At 64.6% G+C, this 20527-nt stretch carries 19 protein-coding genes; 6 read left to right on the top strand and 13 right to left on the bottom strand.

The window, feature by feature from the left end; all coding sequences use genetic code 11:
- Window positions 1–55: 55 nt before the first annotated feature.
- The 6 genes from PU724_RS03890 to PU724_RS03915 all read right to left on the bottom strand — a co-directional run bounded on the left by PU724_RS03890 (window position 56) and on the right by PU724_RS03915 (window position 6263).
- A complete protein-coding gene (locus PU724_RS03890) occupies window positions 56–1198 on the bottom strand; it encodes a Gfo/Idh/MocA family protein (RefSeq protein WP_354419778.1) in 1143 nt (380 codons plus the stop codon).
- Between the two features lie 11 nt (window positions 1199–1209).
- Window positions 1210–1956 (bottom strand): sugar phosphate isomerase/epimerase family protein, encoded by a 747-nt coding sequence (locus PU724_RS03895; RefSeq protein WP_354419780.1) that lies wholly within the window; start codon window positions 1954–1956, stop codon window positions 1210–1212.
- Window positions 1957–1995: 39 nt separating this feature from the next.
- Complete coding sequence (locus tag PU724_RS03900; protein WP_292169031.1) at window positions 1996–3099, bottom strand: ABC transporter ATP-binding protein; 1104 nt, start codon at window positions 3097–3099, stop codon at window positions 1996–1998.
- Window positions 3100–3101: 2 nt separating this feature from the next.
- Window positions 3102–4037 (bottom strand): carbohydrate ABC transporter permease, encoded by a 936-nt coding sequence (locus PU724_RS03905; RefSeq protein ID WP_127283001.1) that lies wholly within the window; start codon window positions 4035–4037, stop codon window positions 3102–3104.
- Window positions 4030–4923, bottom strand: coding sequence for a carbohydrate ABC transporter permease (locus tag PU724_RS03910; RefSeq protein ID WP_320320974.1), 894 nt, complete (start codon window positions 4921–4923; stop codon window positions 4030–4032). Before PU724_RS03910 ends, PU724_RS03905 begins: the two co-directional genes overlap by 8 nt.
- Before the next feature lie 101 nt (window positions 4924–5024).
- Complete coding sequence (locus tag PU724_RS03915) at window positions 5025–6263, bottom strand: ABC transporter substrate-binding protein (protein ID WP_126058246.1); 1239 nt, start codon at window positions 6261–6263, stop codon at window positions 5025–5027.
- 404 nt (window positions 6264–6667) lie between these two features.
- Between PU724_RS03915 and PU724_RS03920 the strand changes: the two genes are divergently transcribed.
- Complete coding sequence (locus PU724_RS03920) at window positions 6668–7705, top strand: LacI family transcriptional regulator (RefSeq protein ID WP_320255893.1); 1038 nt, start codon at window positions 6668–6670, stop codon at window positions 7703–7705.
- A gap of 133 nt (window positions 7706–7838) precedes the next feature.
- Here PU724_RS03920 and gndA read toward each other — a convergent pair whose 3' ends face one another.
- The 7 genes from gndA to PU724_RS03955 all read right to left on the bottom strand — a co-directional run bounded on the left by gndA (window position 7839) and on the right by PU724_RS03955 (window position 13917).
- On the bottom strand, window positions 7839–9263 hold the full coding sequence (gndA, locus tag PU724_RS03925; protein WP_320255894.1) for an NADP-dependent phosphogluconate dehydrogenase: 1425 nt from the start codon (window positions 9261–9263) through the stop codon (window positions 7839–7841).
- Window positions 9264–9356: 93 nt separating this feature from the next.
- Complete coding sequence (locus PU724_RS03930) at window positions 9357–10988, bottom strand: copper resistance CopC/CopD family protein (RefSeq protein ID WP_354419783.1); 1632 nt, start codon at window positions 10986–10988, stop codon at window positions 9357–9359.
- A 56-nt stretch (window positions 10989–11044) separates the two neighbouring features.
- Window positions 11045–11566: a YcnI family copper-binding membrane protein gene (locus tag PU724_RS03935; protein ID WP_354419785.1), complete on the bottom strand. Its 522-nt coding sequence runs from the start codon at window positions 11564–11566 to the stop codon at window positions 11045–11047.
- Between the two features lie 32 nt (window positions 11567–11598).
- The gene (locus tag PU724_RS03940; RefSeq protein WP_127282995.1) at window positions 11599–12144 is read right to left on the bottom strand and encodes a copper chaperone PCu(A)C; all 546 of its coding nucleotides are present in this window, start codon (window positions 12142–12144) and stop codon (window positions 11599–11601) included.
- A 103-nt stretch (window positions 12145–12247) separates the two neighbouring features.
- The gene (locus PU724_RS03945) at window positions 12248–12598 is read right to left on the bottom strand and encodes a DUF2946 family protein (protein WP_128346118.1); all 351 of its coding nucleotides are present in this window, start codon (window positions 12596–12598) and stop codon (window positions 12248–12250) included.
- 149 nt (window positions 12599–12747) lie between these two features.
- Window positions 12748–13650 carry a GntR family transcriptional regulator gene (locus PU724_RS03950; RefSeq protein WP_127282993.1) on the bottom strand — a complete coding sequence of 301 codons (903 nt, stop codon included), beginning with the start codon at window positions 13648–13650 and terminating at the stop codon, window positions 12748–12750.
- A 57-nt stretch (window positions 13651–13707) separates the two neighbouring features.
- Entirely contained in the window at window positions 13708–13917 is a 210-nt protein-coding gene (locus PU724_RS03955) for a hypothetical protein (protein WP_354419788.1), read from the bottom strand.
- On the opposite strand from PU724_RS03955, the gene PU724_RS03960 reads away from it, so the two are divergent.
- The 5 genes from PU724_RS03960 (at window position 13898) to PU724_RS03980 (ending at window position 20490) form a co-directional block, all read left to right on the top strand.
- Window positions 13898–15403 carry a UxaA family hydrolase gene (locus PU724_RS03960; protein WP_127282991.1) on the top strand — a complete coding sequence of 502 codons (1506 nt, stop codon included), beginning with the start codon at window positions 13898–13900 and terminating at the stop codon, window positions 15401–15403. The two genes, PU724_RS03955 and PU724_RS03960, sit on opposite strands and share 20 nt — an antisense overlap.
- 113 nt (window positions 15404–15516) lie before the next feature.
- A complete protein-coding gene (locus tag PU724_RS03965) occupies window positions 15517–16515 on the top strand; it encodes an aldo/keto reductase (protein ID WP_354419790.1) in 999 nt (332 codons plus the stop codon).
- Window positions 16516–16831: 316 nt separating this feature from the next.
- Window positions 16832–17827, top strand: a complete 996-nt coding sequence (locus PU724_RS03970) for an ABC transporter substrate-binding protein (RefSeq protein WP_354419792.1) — start codon at window positions 16832–16834, stop codon at window positions 17825–17827.
- Window positions 17828–17974: 147 nt separating this feature from the next.
- Window positions 17975–19528, top strand: a complete 1554-nt coding sequence (locus PU724_RS03975; RefSeq protein ID WP_354419794.1) for a sugar ABC transporter ATP-binding protein — start codon at window positions 17975–17977, stop codon at window positions 19526–19528.
- Entirely contained in the window at window positions 19525–20490 is a 966-nt protein-coding gene (locus PU724_RS03980; RefSeq protein ID WP_127282987.1) for an ABC transporter permease, read from the top strand. Before PU724_RS03975 ends, PU724_RS03980 begins: the two co-directional genes overlap by 4 nt.
- Window positions 20491–20527 lie beyond the last annotated feature (37 nt).

The raw sequence follows: 20527 nt of genomic DNA on the forward strand, positions 1-20527 counted from the left end.
TCTCCCCGAGAGAAGGGGGAGAGGGCCAGTCAAAATTATCGATAATCTCAGCGGTCTATTTCTTCTTCGCCAGCAGGTCCTTGGCTTCCGTGACGCCGAGTGCGGCCGGCCGCTCGCAGGTCGTCTGCATGGCGACGAACTTGCCGGTTTCGCCCGAGCGCAACAGGCCGGTCATCACGTCGACGGCGTGCAGCGCCAGCTCCATCGAGCAGCGGTGCGGCCGCCCCTCAGCGATCGCCAGCGCCATATCGGCAAGGCCGGCGGTGCGGTAGTTGGCCATCATGCCTTGCGAATGCATTTCGTTCGGCACGCCGAACGGATGCTTCCATTTCGGCAGCTTCTTGACCGGTTTCGCCGCCTCGGTGAAGCGCACGTCGCCGCCGAAGAAATTCGGATCCGGCACGTACACCGTTCCCGCCTCGCCATAGAGTTCCATCGGCGCATGGCCGTGGCTCCAGACATCCCAGCTGGTGTTGAGCGTCACCACCGCGCCGTTCTCGAACTCCAGCAGGCCGTGGATGGTGGTCGGCGTGTTGACCGGGATTTTCTCGCCCGCGCGCGGTTTCGACGAAATCGTCCGCTCCTTGGCCGGCGTCGAGGCGAAGGCCGCGACCTGCTTCACCGGCCCGACCAGCTGGATCAGGTTGGTGATGTAGTACGGCCCGATGTCGAGCACCGGGCCGGCGCCCGGCTGGAAAAAGAAATCCGGATTGGGATGCCAGTGCTCCATGCCGTGACCCATCACATGGCAGGTGCCGCTGGTGATCTTGCCGAGCGCGCCGGTGTCGATCAGGTTGCGCACCAGCTGATGCGCGCCGCCGAGGAAGGTGTCCGGCGCCGAGCCGATGCGCAGTCCCTTCTTCTCGGCCCGGGCTTTCAGGTCGAGACCCTCCTTGATCGAAAGCACGAACGGCTTTTCCGAATAGACGTGCTTGCCGGCGTCGAGGATCTCCTTCGACACCTCATAGTGCACGGCCGGAATCGTCAGGTTGACGATGATGTCGATGTCGTCCGCCTTGAGCAGGTCATTGACCGTCTCGGCGCGCAGCTTGAACTCCTTCGCCCGCGCCTTCGCAGCGTCCATGTTGATGTCGGCGCAGGCACGCATCTCGATGCCGCGGAACAGCGGCGCCAGCGAGAAATACGCTTTCGAGATGTTGCCGCAGCCGATAACGCCGATACCCAGTTTCTTTGCCATGTCGATTGTTCCTAGTAAGCCTTGACGGATGCGATGGAGCGCCGGGCGAAGCGCTCGATGTCGTTGGGGTTGTCCTGCTCCATGACAAAGTACCTGGCGGCGCTCTTGGCGCGCAACGTCTTGATCAGGCCGGCCCAGTCCATCGTGCCATGACCGACATCCGACCAGCCATCCTCGTCGAGGCCCTCGCCCGGCTTGGCGATGTCCTTGACGTGGACGGCGCTGATGCGCTTGCCGTGCTTCTCGATCCAGGGCAGCGGATCCGCGCCGCCGCGCACCACCCAGGCGACGTCCATCTCCCAGCCGATATCGGGCGCGGCGGCAAAGATGTGGTCCTGCGGTACCGAGCCGTCGGCGAGCGCCTTGAACTCGAAATCATGATTGTGCCAGGCAAAACCATAGCCGGCCTTCTTTGCCGTCTCACCGACCTTGGCCAGTCGCTCGCCGAAACCGCGCCAGCCGGCGGCGTCGGCCGGCCTCTGCTCGGGGAGCAGATAGGGGCAGATCAAAAGCGTGACGCCGAGCGCGTCGGCGATCTTGCGCACGCCGTCAAAGTCGTTCTCGAGCGCGTCGATCGAGAAATGCCCGGTCGGCATGGCCAGCCCGTTCTTGTCGAGCTCGACGCGGAAGGATTTCGGATCGTCATAGACGCCGCCAAACCCTTCGACTTCCTTGTAGCCGAGCTTGCCGAGCGTCTGCAGCACCCCTTCCCAAGGTTGGAAATTGCGGGCGCTGTAAAGTTGGAATGACCAGTTCATCGTCTCTGTCCGTTTCTTGGGGGATGGCTGCTTGGGAGGTTAAAGGCGGTTGTCGGTTTGAGCGTCGAACAGCGAGGCGCGTGCCGGATCGAAGCCGATGCGAATCGCATCGCCGTTGCGCAGCGTCTTATCCGCTTCGACGCGGAAGGAGATGATCTGGCCGCCGAGCTTGGTCCACACCAGCGTGTCTGAGCCCATCGGATCGACGATCTCGACCGTCGACTCGGCGGTGAACGGCATTGCCGCGGCGGCGTCGCCGAAGGCTATGTGCTCAGGCCGGATGCCGAAGATGCAAGGCTTGCCGCCTCGGCCACCATCGCCGTCGAATTGATAGCGGCCGAGCGGCACCGACACGCCGTCGGCTTTGAACACAGGGGCGGTGCCGGCTTCCAACTCCCCCTTGAGGAAATTCATCGCCGGCGAACCGAGGAAGCCGGCGACGAAGCGGTTGACTGGCCGGTTGTAGATCGTCTGCGGCGCATCGAGCTGCTGGATGACCCCGCCCCTCATGACGGCGATGCGGTCGGCGAGCGTCATAGCCTCGATCTGGTCGTGGGTGACGTAGATCATCGTGTTCTCGAGCTTGCGGTGCAGCAGCTTGATCTCGACCCGCAGTTCCGAGCGCAGCTTGGCGTCGAGATTGGAAAGCGGCTCGTCGAACAGGAACACGTCGACGTCGCGCACCAGCGCGCGCCCGATCGCCACGCGCTGGCGCTGGCCGCCGGAGAGCGCCGACGGCTTGCGTTGCAGGAGCGGCTCGATCTGCAGGATCTCGGCGGCGCGCGCGATGCGCCTGGCGATCTCGTCCTTGGGCACGCCGGCGACGCGCAGACCGAAGGACAGATTCTTCTCCACCGTCATCTGCGGATAGAGAGCATAGGACTGGAACACCATGCCGATGCCGCGGTCCTTGGGCTCTTCCCAGGTGACGTTCTTGCCCTTGATGAAGATGCGCCCGTCCGAAATGTCGAGCAGACCGGCGATGCAGTTGAGCAAGGTCGACTTGCCGCAGCCCGACGGGCCGAGCAGCACGATGAACTCGCCCTCAGCGACATCGAGGTTGAGCGTCTGCAGCACCGACACGGCGCCGAAATTCAGCGACAGATCCTGGATCGACACGCTGGGATTGGCAATGTCCGTCATCATCATCCTTTCACCGCGCCGGCGGCGATGCCGCGTACGAAAAGCTTGCCGGAAATGAAGTAGACGATGAGCGGCACGAGGCCGGTCAGGATGGTGGCGGCCATGTTGACGTTGTACTCCTTCACGCCCTGCACCGAATTGACGATATTGTTGAGCTGCACCGTCATCGGATAAGTGTCCGGCCGCGTGTAGACGACGCCGAACAGGAAGTCGTTCCAGATGCCGGTGACCTGCAGGATGACGGCGACGACGAAGATCGGCAGCGACATCGGCAGCATGATGCGCAGATAGATGCCCCAGAAGCCGGCGCCGTCGACGCGTGCCGCCCTGAACAGCTCTTCCGGCATCGAGGAGAAATAGTTGCGGAAGAGAAGCGTCAGGATCGGCATGCCGAAGATCGAATGCACGATCACCAGACCGCTCAGGCTGCCGTACAGGCCGATCTCGCGCAGGATGATGACGATCGGGTAGATCATCACCTGATAGGGGATGAAGGCGCCGACGATGAGGATGACGAAGAAGGTGTCGGCACCCTTGAAGCGCCAGTTGGCGAGCGCGTAGCCGTTTACCGAGGCGATTGCGATCGACAGGATCACCGAGGGGACGGTGATGCGGACCGAATTCCAGAAGCCGCGCGAGAGCCCGTCGCAATTGAGGCCGGTGCAGGCCTGCGACCACGCCTTGACCCAAGGCTCGAAGGTGATCTCCAGCGGCGGCGAGAAGATGTTGCCGAGGCGGATCTCCGGCATGCCCTTGAGCGAGGTGACGACCATCACGTAGAGCGGCAGGAGGTAGTAGACCGCCACCACGATCAGCGTGCCATAGAGGAAGATGTTGCGGCGCGAGAACACGTGCCGCGGCTTCGGGCCGCTCGGTCCCGTGGCTTCGCGCCTGAGAGCATCGGCGGTGCTGGGCAAGGGGATGGCAAGCTCAGACACGCTTCTTGCCTCCGAATTCGAGATAGGCCCACGGCACGATGACGATCACCACCGACAACAGCATCATGGTCGATGCGGCAAAGCCCTGGCCGAGGTTCTGGGCGAAGAACATGTAGTCGTAGACGTATTTTGCCGGCACCTCGGAGGCGATGCCTGGCCCGCCGCTGGTCTGGGCCACCACTAGGTCATAGACCTTGACGATGCCGGCGGCGATGATGACCAGCGTGGTGATGAAGACCGGCCGCATCATCGGAATGACGATGAACAGATAGGTCTTCCACATCGGGATCCCGTCCACCCGGGCTGCCTTCCAGATATCCTCGTCGATGCCGCGCAGGCCGGCGAGCATCAGGCACATGACGAGCCCGGTGCCTTGCCATAGGGCCGCGATCGATATGCCGTAGATGACGATGCTGGAATTGTAGAGCGGATCGAAGCTGAAGCTTGCCCAGCCAAGGCTTCGCACCACGCCCTGAATGCCGAAGTCCGGATTGAGCAGCCACTGCCATACCAGACCGGTGACGATGAAGGAGAGCGCGAAGGGATAAAGGAAGATGGTGCGGAATGTGTCCTCGAAGCGGATTTTCTGGTCGAGCAGCGCGGCGAGGATGAAGCCGATCGCCAGCGAGAACACCAGCGAAATGACGCCATAGATCAAGAGGTTCTCGATCGAGATCAGCCAGCGCGGCGTCGCCCACAACCGGTAATACTGGTCGAGGCCGACGAAGTTTAGCCGCGGCAGCAGTTTCGAGTTGGTGAAGGAATAGAGCACCGTCCATGCGGTGCCGCCGACGAAAACCACCAGCGCGGTGAGGATCATCGGGATCGAGGCGACCTTCGCATTGAGGTTGCGGAAAAGCTGGTTGGGGCGTTCGCTCTTGCTCATCTCGACAGCCGGGCTGGGGCAATGACGACATCACGCTCCTGACCCCGGATAGGCTGGGGCCAGGAGCTGGCGGGGGCGCCGTAATCAGTCGGCAAAACCAATCAGTCCGCCGAAGCGATGATGTCGGCGAAACGCTTCTGCGCGTCTTCGACGGTCAAGTCCGGCTTGGCGAAGAATTCGGAGAAGAGATCCTCCTTCTGCTTCTGGCTGTCCTGCGACATCAACTGGTCGGTCCAGGGCATGACGCTGCCCTTGGCCAGGATGTCGAGGCCCTTCTTCATGCAATCATTCGCCGCTTGCAGGTCGACGTCGCCGCGCACCGGCAGCGAGCCCTTCTTCAGGTTGAAGGCAACCTGCGTCTTGGGATCGAGCAGCGTTTCGGCCAGCACTTCCTGCGCCTTGGACTTGTCGGCGTCCTTCAGCAGCGGGAAGTAGAAGGCATCGCCGCCGGTGGCAATCACCTCGTTCAGCCCGAGGCCCGGAAGGCAGGTATAGTCCTTGCCGGCGGTCTGGCCGGCGACCTGGAATTCGCCCTGCGCCCAGTCGCCCATGATCTGGCCACCAGCCTTGCCGGTGATGACGAGATTGGTTGCCTGGTTCCAGTCCTGCACATTGGTGTTCTTCGCCATCTTGCGGGCATCGTCCGCGGCCTTGAACACCTTGGCGACCTCGGGCCCGGCGGCGAATTTCGCGTCTTTGTCCTTGTAGACCTTGAGGAAGGTATCGGTGCCGCCGACAGCCGCGAGCAGCACGTCGAAGGCGCCGGAGGCCTGCCAGGGCTGCCCACCGACGGCGAGCGGGATGATGCCTGCCTTCTCCAGCGCGGGGGCGGCCGCCACATATTCATTCCAGTTCTTCGGCACCGGCACGCCAGCCTTTTCGAAGGCCGCGTTCGACAGCCACAGCCATTGCCAGGAATGGATGTTGACCGGCACGCAATAGATCTTGCCGTCGATGGTGCAGCTGTCGAGCAGGCTCTTCGGCCGCACGACTTCCGTCCATTTGCCCTTGGTGGCGATATCGGTGAGGTCGCGCATCAGGCCGGCCTGCACCAGCTCTTCCGCCTGCCTGCCGTGGTTGAACTGGGTGGCGCCCATCGGGTCGCCGCCGGTGATGCGGCTGATCATGATCGGCCGCGCCGTGCCGCCGGAACCGGCGATGGCGCCGTCGACCCAGTGATTGCCCGTTGCGTCGAAGGCCTTGGCCAACTCGGCGACAGCCGCCGCTTCGCCGCCGGACGTCCACCAATGGGTGACTTCCAGATCGGTCGCGGCCGCCGGACCGGCGAACTGCAGCGCGGCCGTCGCCGCCAGCGCAGCAGTCAGGATTTTGTATCGCATTTCGGTTCCTCCCAAGAATCTGAAACGTTACAGATTTTCGATACGGCAATTGCACGACATGCGCAACCCCTCACGCAAACCCCGCTTCGATATTTTTCGGAGCGCGAACAAAATAGTTCCGCCAGCCACGAGTTTGTGCACCGCAACACGCAAAGCTGCGCTGCAAAACGCTAGAAGCTGGCAAAAAACTTGCCCGAAACGCCTTCCGCGCTGATTCCCAACGACTTTCCGAGCCGGGAGAGCACGCCAGGAAAAGGCAGACCTGGCCCGGAACAGACAACGGTCGTGACAATCTGTAACGTTTCAGTGTATGGGGATTTTGTCGGACGGGGACTGCCCGCCTGACGATAGCGGCGATTGCCGGCCGGCCCGGCGACTGCTATGCGCCTGACGGGCGGGACGATATGGACAGGGACCAGACGGACAGGGATGGCGAAACGCCGGCCAGGCCGACGCTGAAGACGCTTGCCTTCATGACGGGGCTGGGCGTCACCACCGTGTCGCGCGCCTTGAAGGACGCCCCCGAGATCGGCGCCGAGACCAGGCGGCGCGTGCAACTCGTCGCCAGGCAGATAGGCTACCGGCCGAACCGCGCCGGCGTGCGCCTCAGGACCGGCAAGACCAATGTCATCAGCCTCGTGCTCAACACCGAGCGCGAGATCATGAGCTTTGTTTCGGACATCATCTACGGTGTCTCGGAGGTGATCGCCGACACGCCCTATCACCTGATCGTCACGCCCTATTCGCGCTCGCAAGATCCGCTGGATCCGATACGCTATCTGGTCGAGACGGGCTCGGCCGACGGCATCATCATTTCGCGCACCCAGCCGGACGATCCGCGCGCCCGCTACATGCTGGAGCGCGGCATTCCCTTTGCCACGCACGGCCGCACCGACATGGGGCTCGTGCACCCCTACCATGATTTCGACAACTACGCCTTCGCAGGCGAGGCGGTGCGCTATCTCGCCGGCATCGGCCGCAGCCGGCTCGCCCTTGTGACGCCACCGGTCGGCCTCACCTACTATGGCCATACGCTGAACGGCTTTGCCGATGCGCTGAGTGAAGTCGGCGCCAGCGAGGTGCCGTTCAACACCGTGTCCATCGACCAGTCGATCGAGCAGATCAGGATGCGGACGGCGCAGCTGATGCAGCGCCGGGACCGGCCGGACGGCTTCGTCAGCAGCGCCGCCGCGGCGACGCTCGCCGTCGTCGCCGGCATCGAGGATGCCGGCCTGAAGCTCGGCCGCGACGTCGACGTGGTGTCGAAGCAGTCGTCGGAACTGCTGCATCTGTTCCGGCGGGAACTGCTGGTCGTCAACGAGAACTTCCGCCTCGCCGGCTCCGAGCTGGCCCGCTCGGTGCTCGGCTGGATCGGCGGCTCCGAACCCGGCTCGCTGCAATCGCTGAGCAAGCCGAGCGAGGTTCTGCCCTATCGCGGCTGATTGGCGCGACTTGAGAGACAGGTCAGGCCGAGTCGGAGTCGAAGACGGGCGCGAAGCGACCAAACTGGGTGGTTTCCGAGAACCGGAGTAGAAGCGCAGGAGGCCGCCATTTGCAGGCCGGCCTTACCTGCCCTTAGGCCGCGCCGCTGCCCCAGGGTCCATGGAACGCGCCCTGCTCGCCGATGCGCTCGAAGCCGTGCGCGCCGAAGAAATCGCGTTGCGCCTGGATCAGATTGGAGGTGCCACGCCCCTGGCGGTAGCTGTCGAAGTAAGCGAGCGCCGACGACAGCGCCGGCACCGGCGAGCCGGCTTCCGACGCCCGCGCCACGATCCTGCGCAGTGAAGGATGCGCCTCCTGCATCATGGCGATGAAGGCCGGCGCCATCAGAAGATTGGTCGACGCGCTGCCAGAGCCGAACGCCTCGGCCATCGTGTCCAGCATCTGCGAGCGGATGATGCAGCCGGCGCGCCAGATCTTGGCGATGGTCGGCATCGGCAGGTTCCAGTTGAATTCCTTCGAGGCGCCGCTCATCACCGCGAAACCCTGCGCGTAGGCGGCGATCTTGCCGGCGAACAGCGCCAGCTCCAGATCCTTGAGCAGGGCGGCCTTGTCGCCGGCGATCTTGGCGACGCCGATATTGCCATAGGCCTTTTCCGCTGCCTGCCGCTCATCCTTGATCGACGACAGCACGCGCGCCGCAACCGCCGCTTCGATCGCGGTCGCCGGAATGCCGAGCTGCTGCGCCTCGATGACCGACCATTTGCCGGTGCCCTTCTGGCCCGCGCGGTCGAGGATGATGTCGACCACCGGCTTGCCGGTCTTCGGATCGTCGGCGGCCAGCACCTTGGCGGTAATTTCGATCAGATACGAATTGAGCCGGCCCTTGTTCCAGTCGGCGAAGACGGCGCCGATTTCTTTCGGGCCCAGGCCGAGGCCGTCGCGCAATATGCCGTAGATCTCGGCGATCATCTGCATGTCGGCATATTCGATGCCGTTGTGGATCGTCTTGACGAAATGGCCGGCGCCGTCGGTGCCGAGCCAGGCGGCGCAGGGCTCGTCCTTGAACTTGGCGGAGATCGCCGTCAGCACCTTCTCGACCCGCTTCCAGGAGTCTTCCGTGCCGCCGACCATGATCGACGGGCCATGGCGCGCGCCCTCCTCGCCGCCGGACACCCCCATGCCGATGAAGGTCAGGCCCGAGCCGGACAATTCGGAGAAGCGTCGCATCGTGTCGCGGAAATTGGCGTTGCCGGCATCGATGACGATTTCGTTGTCGGACAGCACGCCGCGCAGCGCCGCGATCTGCTCGTCGACCGGCTTGCCGGCCAGCACCATGATGATGATCGGCCGCGGCGGCCGGATCGCGGCGGCGAGTTCCTCCAGGCTGTAGCAGGGCACGACCCTGTCCTTCAGCGGCCCGGCGCTCTCGACGAAGGCGTCGGTGCGCGACGCGGTGCGGTTGAAGACGGCGATGCGGTGCCCATGCTCGGCGATGTTGAGCGCCAGGTTGGAGCCCATCGTGCCAAGGCCGATCAGGCCGATTTCGGCTTTTTCCATCGTTTCTTCCCTGCTTTCCGAATTTTGTTGGCCGTGTTTTGCCGGGATGATTGACGGGCCTTTGCGATGGCGTCAACCGCCTCGAACAATTTGTCACTCGGCGCGGATGTCGATCGGCGCCTCTATCTTCACCACCTCGAAATCCGAAACCAGAATATCGAGCCGCGCCGTCCAGCGGCCGGGAACCGGAATGATCAGGTTGTCGACGCGCCAGGTGCCATCGCCGGGCTTCGTCGCCGGCCGCTTGATCGGCTCGATGCCGGAATCGGGTTTCGACAGAACCAGCGTCACCTGCTTGGCGTCCAGCGGACCGAAATCGCCAGTCATGATCACCATCGACGCGGCGACTTGGCCGGCATGGCCGGGCACGATGCTGAGATCGGCCATCGCTTTCAGCGTGTGGATGTGGATCGACACCGGCTGCGCGGCGGCGATCGCCAGCGCGCGCGGCGGTGGAGTGAAACGCCAGCCGGCGGCCACGGCGAAGATGGCGACCACGATCAGCACCTCGGCGCCAATCGAGCGCGCCAGCCGCCGCTGCACCTCGGTGGCGCCGGCTTCGGCCGGAGCCGTCAGCGTCCAGCGGTTTATGGTGGCGAGCGTGAACAGAAACAGGAGCAGCACCAGCTTGACGAGCAGCAGCCTGCCATAGGCGGTGTTGACCAGCGCCGCCGGCGTCTGCACCTGGATAACGGCAAGCACGATGCCGGCGGCAGCAAGCACGGCGACGACCGGCAGGATCGCGCGCGAAAACCGATGCAGGAAAGCCCCGGCATCCTTCGACTGCTGCCTCACCGAAAGCCCGAGCGGCGCCAGCGCGCCGGCCCAGAAGGCGATGCCCGCACCGTGCAGGAACACCATCGGCCGCGTCAGCCATTGTGGTTCCGCCGCGCTGGCATGGCCGCTGGCGGCGAGCGCGGCGCCGACGCCGGCCAGCCCGGCAAGGGCAAGCGGCTTGCGGCCGCCGCGCGGCCCGGCCAGCGACAGCAGGCCGAGACCGAGCGCGATCAGCGCGATCAGAACGGTCCAGCCGAAGCTGGTGGCGAACGCTGTCTGCCAGACCACCGGCTGCGCCAGCCGGGCAAGCGGCGCGCCCAGCGCATCGAGCCCCTGCAACCCAAGCGACATTGGCGCCGCCGCCAGGCCGCACAGGATCGCGCCGATGACGAAGCGCCGGCCGCAGCGTTGGTCCTCGGCCAGCCAGGCAAGCGCGAAGGCGCCGCCGACACCAAGAAACAGGCCGACATAGAGCAGGACCTTGCCGATCCAGATGGCTGACCGCAGGTCCCAGTCGACCGCCTCCCCAGCCACCGGTGGAGCGGTCGGCGCGCCGATGGAGAAGAGCACGGAGCCGCCGACCGGATGACCGTCCTCGGAAATCACTCGCCAGCTCAGCACATGCGTGCCGGCTTTCAGCGTCTCGGGATTGTCGATCTCGATGGTCTGATCGTCGAGCCGGTAGGACGTCAGGACAAGCTGAGTGCCGTCCGGCCGCACCAGGTTGAGCACCAGCGGCGACACCGGCTCGCTGAAGCTCAGCGAGAATCTTGCCGGGCTTTGCGCCAGCACCGCGCCGTCCACCGGATCGGCGTTGATCAGCGCCGCATGCGCGAAGGCGCGGTCCGGCAGCGCCATAGCCGCAAACAGCAAGATGACGGCCAGAAGCCGGGCAAAAAGCCGGGCGGCTCGCCAGTCATCGATGCAGGTCCTTGGGGAAGCGCTCATGCCACCATCTCGAAGCAGGCGGCGCGCGCCCTGGAACGGAGCGCGCCGCCAGGAGATCATTTCTTCGGCAGCAGCTTGATGCCGGGCGCCGGATTTTCCAGCTCGTCCTCCTCCTGCCCCGCGGCCGGTATCTCGATCCAGCGCGCCGCGGCGCCGCCGTCGCATTCCTGCACGACAGGGAAGTAGAGCATCTGGCCGACAGGCAGATCCGCCGTCAGATTGGCTCTGAAGACGAACTCGTCATAGAATTCGTCCGGCAGATTGCCGCCGCTCCAGTCGACCTCCTTGACGCCAGTGGTCAGCGTCTCGCCATAGAGCTGGTAGGACTTCTCGTACTTGCCTTTCTTGGTCTGCAGCGTCCAGCCGGGTTTCGGCATCGGCTTCACCGAGATCACCCCTTCCGGAATCTGCACGCGCACGGCGGTCGTCGCCTTGCCCCCACAGCCATGCGGCAGGCGAAGCACCGCCTTGTAGGTAGAACCGACAGGCGCTTCCTGGGTTTCCAGCGTAACATGGGCCAGCGCCGCATTTGTTCCGAGCGCGAAAAGCACGCCGGCCGTCAAAAGATAGTTGTTCATGATTGTCCCTCGAAGTTTGTGTAGTTGCCGGGTCACTCGGCGTGGTCCATGTCGGTGTCACCGGTTTCACCCATGCCTTCGACTTCGAACTCGACGGTGACGCTGCCGGCCTTCTCGAAGGTGAGCGTCGCCGGGAATTTTTCGCCCTGCTTGGGCTGCCGCTTCAGCCCAACGAACATCAGGTGATAGGCGCCCGGCTTGAGCGCCACCTTGCCGCCGGGCGGGATTTCGAGGCCGCCGCTGACTGGGCGCATGGTCATGACGCCGTCCTTGACGCCCATCTCATGCAGTTCGGCCTTCTCCGAAATGTCGGAGGCAATCGCCAGCAGCCGGTCCGGCGAGCTGCCTTTGTTGATGATGGTGAAATAGCCGCCGGCGACCTTGGCGCCGGCAGGCGTGGCCCGCGACCAGGGATGCTCGATTTCGAGATCGCCGGCCTTGAATTCATGCGCGAAGGCGGCGCGAGCGCCGACGAACAGCATGGCGAGGGTGGAAAGGAGGATGCCGAGGCGCTGCCAGCGCCGGGATCGGTTGCTGCGGCCAGACGCGCTGGCCTGCGTTGCGGTAAAGGAAAACATGGTTGCTCCATGATGCGGTGATCGCACCGCCGCGACGCCGCGGACGGTCCGATAGTTGGATGAATGCGCCCGCGAAAGGTTCCGCGAGACGAGCCGGGACGGATCAGGCCGTCGCTGGCGGCGCGCGCGGGTTCGATGGAGAGCGATCGCGGGCGAAATCGACATGGGTGAAGGCCGGCGGCGCGAACACCACGGCCTCGAGCACGAGGCTGCGGGCGGGAACGCTAGCATCGGGCGGCGGCGCGTGGGCCGCGGAAACCATGCTGCAGCCCAGCACGCAGCAGGCCGGCATGTGCTGCCGGTGCGGATCGCTGCCGGGAAGCTGGGCAGCGCCCTCATGCGTGCAGATGACATTGCCGAAGGCGTCGAGCTGCGCGGCGGCTGGCCCGGCCGCGAAGGCGCCAAGCGCCGACTGGAGCAAAAGCATCAAGGCCGCGACGAACGCGACCCTCATGCTCCATCGACCCCGCCGGATGTCCAAGTTTTGCCTCTCCACGCAGCAACGGCAGATACCTAGCACGCGGCCAACGGAGCGAAAATCGCCAAATCACGGCTGCGGCAACGCGGCGCGACCAATGCGTATCGCCGTGACCCCGGCGCGGCTCAGGCGTGTTGCGGCTGCCGCCCTTCGGGGATCGAGGTCAGCAGTGTCTGGCGCGCCGACTTCAGATGTTTGCGGCAGGCGGCGTCGACCCTGCCGAGATCGCGCGATTTCAGCGCCGCGATATAGGCCAGATGTTCCTGGACGGCGACCTCGTTGCGCTCGCGCTCCTGCGCCTTGTTCCACTGGTAGTGATAGTGGAAGATCATGGCGATGACGTCGTAGAAATCGACGATGAAGCGGTTGTGCGAGGCGCGGTGGATCAGCCGATGGAAGCGCTCGTCCAGCTCGGAAAACGCGGTGAAGCGCGTGGCGATTTCGCGCGCCAGCTGGTGGTGCTCATCCTCCAGCCGGTCGAGATCGGCCCAGACCGGGCTCTCCTCGGGCAGGGCGGCAAAAGCGGCCGCCGAGCGCAGCTCGAACATCTCGCGGATCTCGGTCAGCTCGATCGCGAAAGCACGGGTAAAACCCTTCAGCACCCAGTGGCTGTTGCGTCGCTTCTCGATCAGGCCGAAGCGGGAGAAGCGGATCAGGAATTCGCGCACGCTGGTGGTGCCGACGCCGATCTCGCGCGCCAGCTCCAGCTCGTTGATCTGCATGCCGGCCTCGGCGCCGCCGGCAAGCAGCCGGCGCATGAAGGAGCGCTCGATGATCTCGGCCAGCGTATCGGTCTCCTCCTCGGGGAAGAAGTCGTCCGGCCGCGGCGCCCTGAGTACGGTCTTGCTGCGCTTGTTCCAGGCGATGAGCCCGGTTTCTTCCATGCGCGCCAGGATGCTGCGCACCGTGGTGCGGCTGACGCCGAGCAGCGTGCCGAGCTCCGGTTCCGACGGCAGGCTCTGCGTCTCGTCGAGCAGCCTGAGGCAGCGGTTGTAGGCGTCCTTGTAGACGTTGTTGCTTTTCGACATCCCCCGCCCCGTTGCGCGCCGGCGCTTGCAGCGGTCGGCCTGAAGCGCGATATGGTCCTAACGCATGCTGCCGTAAAGCGGAATCGCTTTCAGATGCAGGCCGGCTGGCCTTCGCATCCGCAAGCGCGCGGCGCTCTCGCGAAAAAACAATTGACGCAAAAATGTTTTTTCACGATAAAAGACATTATCCATTAACTGACGCGTGTCAATCCGCCCACGCACCCAGGAACATCCCAGGAAACCGCCCGTGAACGCCGCAAACAGCATCCTCCTGTCTCCCGCCGACAATGTCGCGGTCGCCAATGGCCGCATCGAGATCGGCGCGGCGCTGCCGGGCGGCGCTGTCGCCGTCGCGGTGATCGAGCCTGGCCACAAGGTGGCGATCAAGCCGATCGCGACCGGCGAGGCGGTTGTGAAATATGCGCAGGCGATCGGCCGCGCCACGCAGGATATCGGACCCGGCGAACATGTCCACTCGCACAATCTGATCTTCGAGAGCGGCCGCCTGCCGGTGGTGCCGCCGAGCGAAGCCGAGCACGCGACCGAGGCCGACCGCGCCCGCACCTTCATGGGCTATCGCCGCGCCGACGGCCGCGCCGGCACCCGCAACTTCATCGGCATCATCGCCAGCGTCAATTGCTCGGCCACCGTCTGCCACGCCATCGCCGACGAGGCCAACCGCACGCTCTTGCCGAAATACCCGGGGATCGACGGCTTCGTGCCGATCGTGCATGGCCAGGGCTGCGGCATGAGCGGCACCGGCGACGGCATGATGGTGCTTCACCGGACACTCGCCGGCTATGCCCGGCATCCGAATTTCGGCGGCGTGATGATGGTCGGGCTGGGTTGCGAGGTCAATCAGTTGACCCTCTACGGCCAGAAGGGCGTCGCCGCCGGCAAGCGGCACTTCAACATCCAGGACGCCGGCGGCTCGCGCAAATCGGTCGAGAAGGCGATGGGCGTGCTCGCCGAGATCGCCGAGGAGGTCGGTCGCCTCGAGCGCGAGCCGATCCCGGTCAGCGAGATCGTCGTTGGCCTGCAATGCGGCGGCTCCGACGGCATGTCCGGCATCACCGCCAATCCGGCGCTGGGCGCGGCCGTGGACATCCTCGCCGGCGTCGGCGGCATCGGCATCCTGTCGGAGACGACGGAGATCTACGGCGCCGAGCATCTGCTCGCCTATCGCGCGGCAAGCCCGGAGATCGCGGCCAAGCTCGACGGCTATGTGAAGTGGTGGGAAGACCACGTCGCCAAGCACGGGGCCTCGATCGACAACAACCCCTCCCCCGGCAACAAGCGCGGCGGCTTGACCACCATCCTTGAGAAGTCGCTGGGCGCGGTCGCCAAGGGCGGCCAGACGCCGCTCAACGGCGTCTTCGGCTATGCCGAGAAGGTCACCGGCCACGGCCTGGTGTTCATGGATACGCCCGGCTACGACCCGGTCTCCGCCACCGGCCAGGTGGCGGGCGGCGCCAACGTCATCGTCTTCACCACCGGCCGCGGCTCCTGCTTCGGCTGCCGGCCGACACCGTCGATCAAGGTCGCCACCAACTCGACCATGTACCACCAGATGGAAGAGGACATGGACGTCAATTGCGGCGTCATCGCTTCCGGCGAGAAGACCATCGCCGGCATGGGCCGCGAGATCTTCGAGCTCATCGTCGAGACGGCGTCCGGCCGCAAGACCAAGAGCGAGGCCTTCGGCTACGGCGACAACGAGTTCGTGCCCTGGCACCTCGGCGCGACGCTCTAGACATCAACTCGAGCAATTCCAGGAAAAGGCGTGAAGCGGTTTTCCGTCCGGGATTGCGTCAAAACAAACAAGACATCGGCCGGCTGACGGATAGCCGGCACGGGAGGCTTTGCATGAACAAGCGCCGGATCGGCACCACTGCGCTCGAAGTCAGCGAGATCAGCTTCGGCGGCGCCGCGATCGGCGGGCTCTACCGGGCCTGTCCGCGCGAAGCGGCGATGGAAACGCTGCAGACGGCCTGGGACGGCGGTCTGCGCTATTTCGACACCGCGCCCTTCTACGGCTTCGGCCTGTCGGAGCGCCGGACCGGCGATTTCCTGCGCCAGAAGCCGCGCTCGTCCTACGTGCTGTCGACCAAGGTCGGACGCCTGTTCCGCCCCGTGCCGGACGACAAGGTCCCCGACCATTCCTACGTCGATCCGCTGCCCTTTGCGCTCGACTACGACTATTCCTATGACGGCATCATGCGCTCGGTCGAGTTCAGCTATGCGCGGCTTGGGCTGAACAGGATAGACATCCTGTTTGTCCACGACATCGGCACCTACACGCATGGCGTCGAGCAGACGAAGCTGCATTTCCGCCAGTTCATGGATGGCGGGTTGAAGGCGCTGGAGGAGCTGAAGTCGTCCGGCACGATTTCCGCCTATGGCCTTGGCGTCAACGAGGTGCGCATCTGCCTCGATGTGCTCAGCCGGGCACCGCTCGACTGCATCCTGCTCGCCAGCCGTTATTCGCTGCTCGACCGCAGCGCGGAGGCCGAACTGCTGCCGCTTTGCCGGCGGCGCCAGACGTCCCTGATCATCGGCGGCGTCTTCAACTCCGGCATATTGGCGACCGGTCCGGTGCATGGCGCGCATTTCGATTACCAGCCGGCGAGCAAGGATATCCTCGACCGCGTCGGCGCCATGGAGCGGATCGCGGCCGATGGCGGCTATCCGCTGGCGGCCGCCGCCTTCCAGTTTCCGCTGCATGAACCGGTCGTGGCCTCGGTCCTGACAGGCACGGCCAAGCCGGCCAACCTGACGCGCAATCTGGAACTGCTCGACGTCGAGGTGGCGCCGGCGGAATACGCCAAATACGATCCCTATACGGTGGTCCAGGAACTCGGCTGATAGGCGGAGCTCCTGCCCGGCTCCGTGCGTTACATGGGCCGGGAGAGTTCACGATCGAAAGAGAACATACATTCCATATTGACACATAGGTGGAATTAATATTCCATCTCAATTCGGGAGGATCGGAAGCGTTCGAACGTAGCGACGGCAAACGCTAGGCCGTCGCGCAGACGTGACGAAACAGCACTTGCGTCGACGGGGTCGATGCACTATCAACAAACGGCAAATGTTTTTTATTGATAAAGTTCTGTTTGGGCCGCGCCTATCCGAACGGAGCTTCCGTAACCTTCACCGGGCGATCTAGGGAGGAACCCTCATGAAATTCGTGACCAGCATTCTCAACCGCCGCGCTTTCGTCGCGCTCGCCGCCGCCTCGATGCTCGCCGGCGCGCTGCACACGGCGCCGGCCTCGGCGGCGGACGTGACCATTCCGATCATCGTCAAGGACACCACGTCCTTCTACTGGCAGATCGTGCTCGCCGGCGCCCGCAAGGCCGGCAAGGACCTCGGCATCAACGTGCCGGAGCTTGGCGCGCAGGCCGAGACCGACGTCAACGGCCAGATCTCGATCCTCGAGAATGCCGTCGCCGGCAATCCGGCCGCCGTCGTCATCGCGCCGACCGAAGCCAAGGCGCTCGGCAAGCCGATCGACGAGGCCGCCACCAAGGTCAAGGTCATCGGCATCGACTCCGGCGCCGACTCCAAGGCCTTCACCTCGTTCCTGACCACCGACAACGTCCAGGGCGGCCGCGTCGCCGCTGACGGACTTGCCGCGGCCATCGGCGCAGCCAATGGCGGCAAGGTCGAGGGCAAGGTTGCGCTGATCACCGCGCTGCCGGGCGCCGGCTCGCTCGAGCAGCGCGCGCAGGGCTTCAAGGAACAGCTCAAGGCGAAATATCCCGGCCTCGAGCTGATCGCCGACAAGTATGCTGACGGCCAGGCCACGACCGGCCTCAACATCGCCACCGACCTGATCACCGCCAATCCGGACCTGAAAGGCATCTTCGCTTCCAACCTGATCATGGCGCAGGGCGTCGGTCAGGCGATTGCCGAGAACAACCTGGCCGGCAAGGTCGGGCTGATCGGCTTCGACAGCGACGAGAAGCTGATCAAGTTCCTCAACGACGGTGTCATTTCCGGCCTCGTCGTCCAGGATCCGTACCGGATGGGCTATGACGGCATCAAGACTGCGCTCGCCGCCTCCAAGGGCGAGAAGGTCGAGGCCAATGTCGACACCGGCGCCAACCTGGTCACCAAGGCCAACATGAAAGAGCCGAAGATCGACGCGCTGCTCAATCCGAAGCTCGACTAAGCATCGCGATAGGCGCACTGTTTCCGGGGCCTCGCTGCCCCGGAAACACCAGCACATCCGGGGATCCGCTGGCTTGAACCATCCTTGACGATGCGGCTGCGCCGCATCGTTGCGTGCCAATCTTGAGGCCAATCTGGGAGGATTGTCATGACGTCGACGGCGCAGGACCTGCACCCCGCCCCCACGCTGGAGCCCGGCAGGACGATCCTAGAACTGCATGGGCTTGAAAAGCGATATCCCGGCACGCACGCGCTGAAGCCGGTCAACCTCGCCTTCAAGTCCGGCGAGATCCACGCCATCGTCGGCGAGAACGGCGCCGGCAAATCCACCCTCATCAAGCTTCTCACCGGCGTCATGCCGCGCACCTCCGGCGACGTCATCTGGGAGGGCAAGCCAGCGGCGCTGGCGACCCCGCACGAGGCGATGGCGCTCGGCATCAATGCCGTGCACCAGGAGGTCGTGCTCTGCCGCCACCTCACCGTCGCCGCCAACATGTTCCTCGGCGAGGAGGATTCCCGCTTCGGCATCCTGCAGCAGCGGGCCATGGTCAAGGAAGCGCAGAAGATCATCGACGGTCTTGGCTTCGACCTGCCGGCGCATGTCGTGCTCGGCGATCTCACCATCGGCCAGCAGCAGCTGATCGCCGCCGCCCGCGCCACCGTGCGCGGCACCAAGTTCCTGATCTTCGACGAGCCGACCGCCTACCTCACCCGCAAGGAGGCCGACCAGCTGTTCAAGCTGATCCGCCGGCTGAAGGGCGAAGGGGTCACCATCATCTACATCAGCCACCGCATGGAGGAGGTGTTCGAGCTCGCCGACCGTGTCTCGGTACTGCGTGACGGCACCCTGGTCGGCACCCGCAACATCGCCGAGACCAGCGAGCCGGAGCTGGTCAAGCTGATGATCAACCGCTCGATCGAGCAGATCTACCACAAGGAACATTTTACGCCGGGCGCGACCATCGTCGAGACACGCAACCTCTCCGGCAAGGGCTTCGAGAATGTCTCGTTGAGCGTCCGCGCCGGCGAGATCGTCGGTCTCTACGGCCTGATCGGCGCCGGCCGCAGCGAGTTCGTCACCACCCTCTACGGCCGCCACCGGAAATCGGCCGGCCAGATCCTGTGGGAAGGCAAGGAGGTGCAGGTCAACTCCGAGCACGATGCGATCCGGCTCGGCATGGCGCTGGCGCCGGAAAGCCGCCGCGACCAGGGCCTCTGCCTCAACCTGCCGGTCGGCCTCAACCTCAACCTGCCGATCTACAAGCGCATCTCGAACAATCTCCTGATCTCCAACACGCAGGAGAAGGTCGAGGCCGATCGCCAGATCGCCGGCCTGAGGATCAAGACGCCGACGCGCAACGCGCTCGCCTCCAGCCTGTCGGGCGGCAACCAGCAGAAGATCGTCATTGGCAAATGGCTGGCGCATGGCGCCAAGCTGTTCATCTTCGACGAGCCGACGGTCGGCGTCGATGTCGGCACCAAGGCCGAGATCTACCGCCTGTTCTCGACGCTGTTGTCCAACGGCGCCGGCATCATCCTGATCTCCTCCTATCTGCCGGAGGTCTATGAGCTCGCCGACACGCTGCATGTGTTCCGGCGCGGCAAGCTTGTCGCCACGCACGGCTTCCGCACCGCCGACCACGAAGACATTCTCTCTCAGGCGCTCGCCGAGAAACAAGAAAAACAGGGAGGACAGAAATGAGCACCGAGGCGATCGCGGCCGAAAAGCCGAAGCGCAACTACAACGCCCTGTTCGGGCTGACGCTGCTGGCGCTGCTGGTTCTGTTGTGGGTCATCCTGTCGGTGTCGACGCAGAGCTTTGCCTCGGCCAACAACATCTCCAACCTGCTGCGCCAGGGCTCGATGATCGCCATCCTGGCGGTCGGCCAGACCTTCGTCATCATCACCGGCGGCATCGATCTTTCGGTCGGTGCCGTGGTCGGCTTCGCCACCGTCATCACGGCGATGCTGATCAATGCCGGCGTACCGGTCTTCGCCGCCATCCTGATCACCTTGCTGGTCGGTGTCGCCATCGGCCTGTTCCACGGTTTCGGCATCGTCAGGATGGGCCTGCCGCCCTTCATCATCACGCTCGCGACGCTGACCTCGCTGCGCGGCATCGGCCTGTTGATGACCAACGGCAATTCGATCTCGATCAACAACGACGCCTTCCAGGAATTCTCGCGCAATTCCTTCGTCGGCATCCCCAACCTGTTCTGGATGGTGATCCTGGTCGGCATCCCGGCCTACATCTTCCTCCACCACAGCCGCTGGGGCCGCTACCTGTTCTCGGTGGGCTCCAACGCCGAGGCCTCGCGCCTGTCCGGCGTCAATGTCCAGCGCACCATCTACATGGCCTATACGCTGTCCGGCCTGTGCGCCGCCTTTGTCGGCGTGCTGCTCGCCTCGCGCATCGGCATCGGCAATCCGACCCAGGCCGAGGGCTGGGAATTGCAGGCGATCGCCTCGTCGGTGATCGGCGGCACTTCGCTGTTCGGCGCGGTCGGCTCCGTGCACGGCCCGCTGCTTGGCGCCTTCATCCTCGCCACCATCAACAACGGCGCCAATCTTTTGAACGTCAACGCCTTCTGGCAGCGCATCATCACCGGCGTGCTGATCATCGTCATCGTCTATTTTGACGGGCTGCGCCGCCGCGGCAAGTAAGTTCCCTCCCAGTGCCGCTGGCCCCGCGAAAGCGAGG

Origin of the sequence: Mesorhizobium abyssinicae (assembly GCF_049887195.1) — a bacterium.
Classification (GTDB): domain Bacteria; phylum Pseudomonadota; class Alphaproteobacteria; order Rhizobiales; family Rhizobiaceae; genus Mesorhizobium; species Mesorhizobium abyssinicae.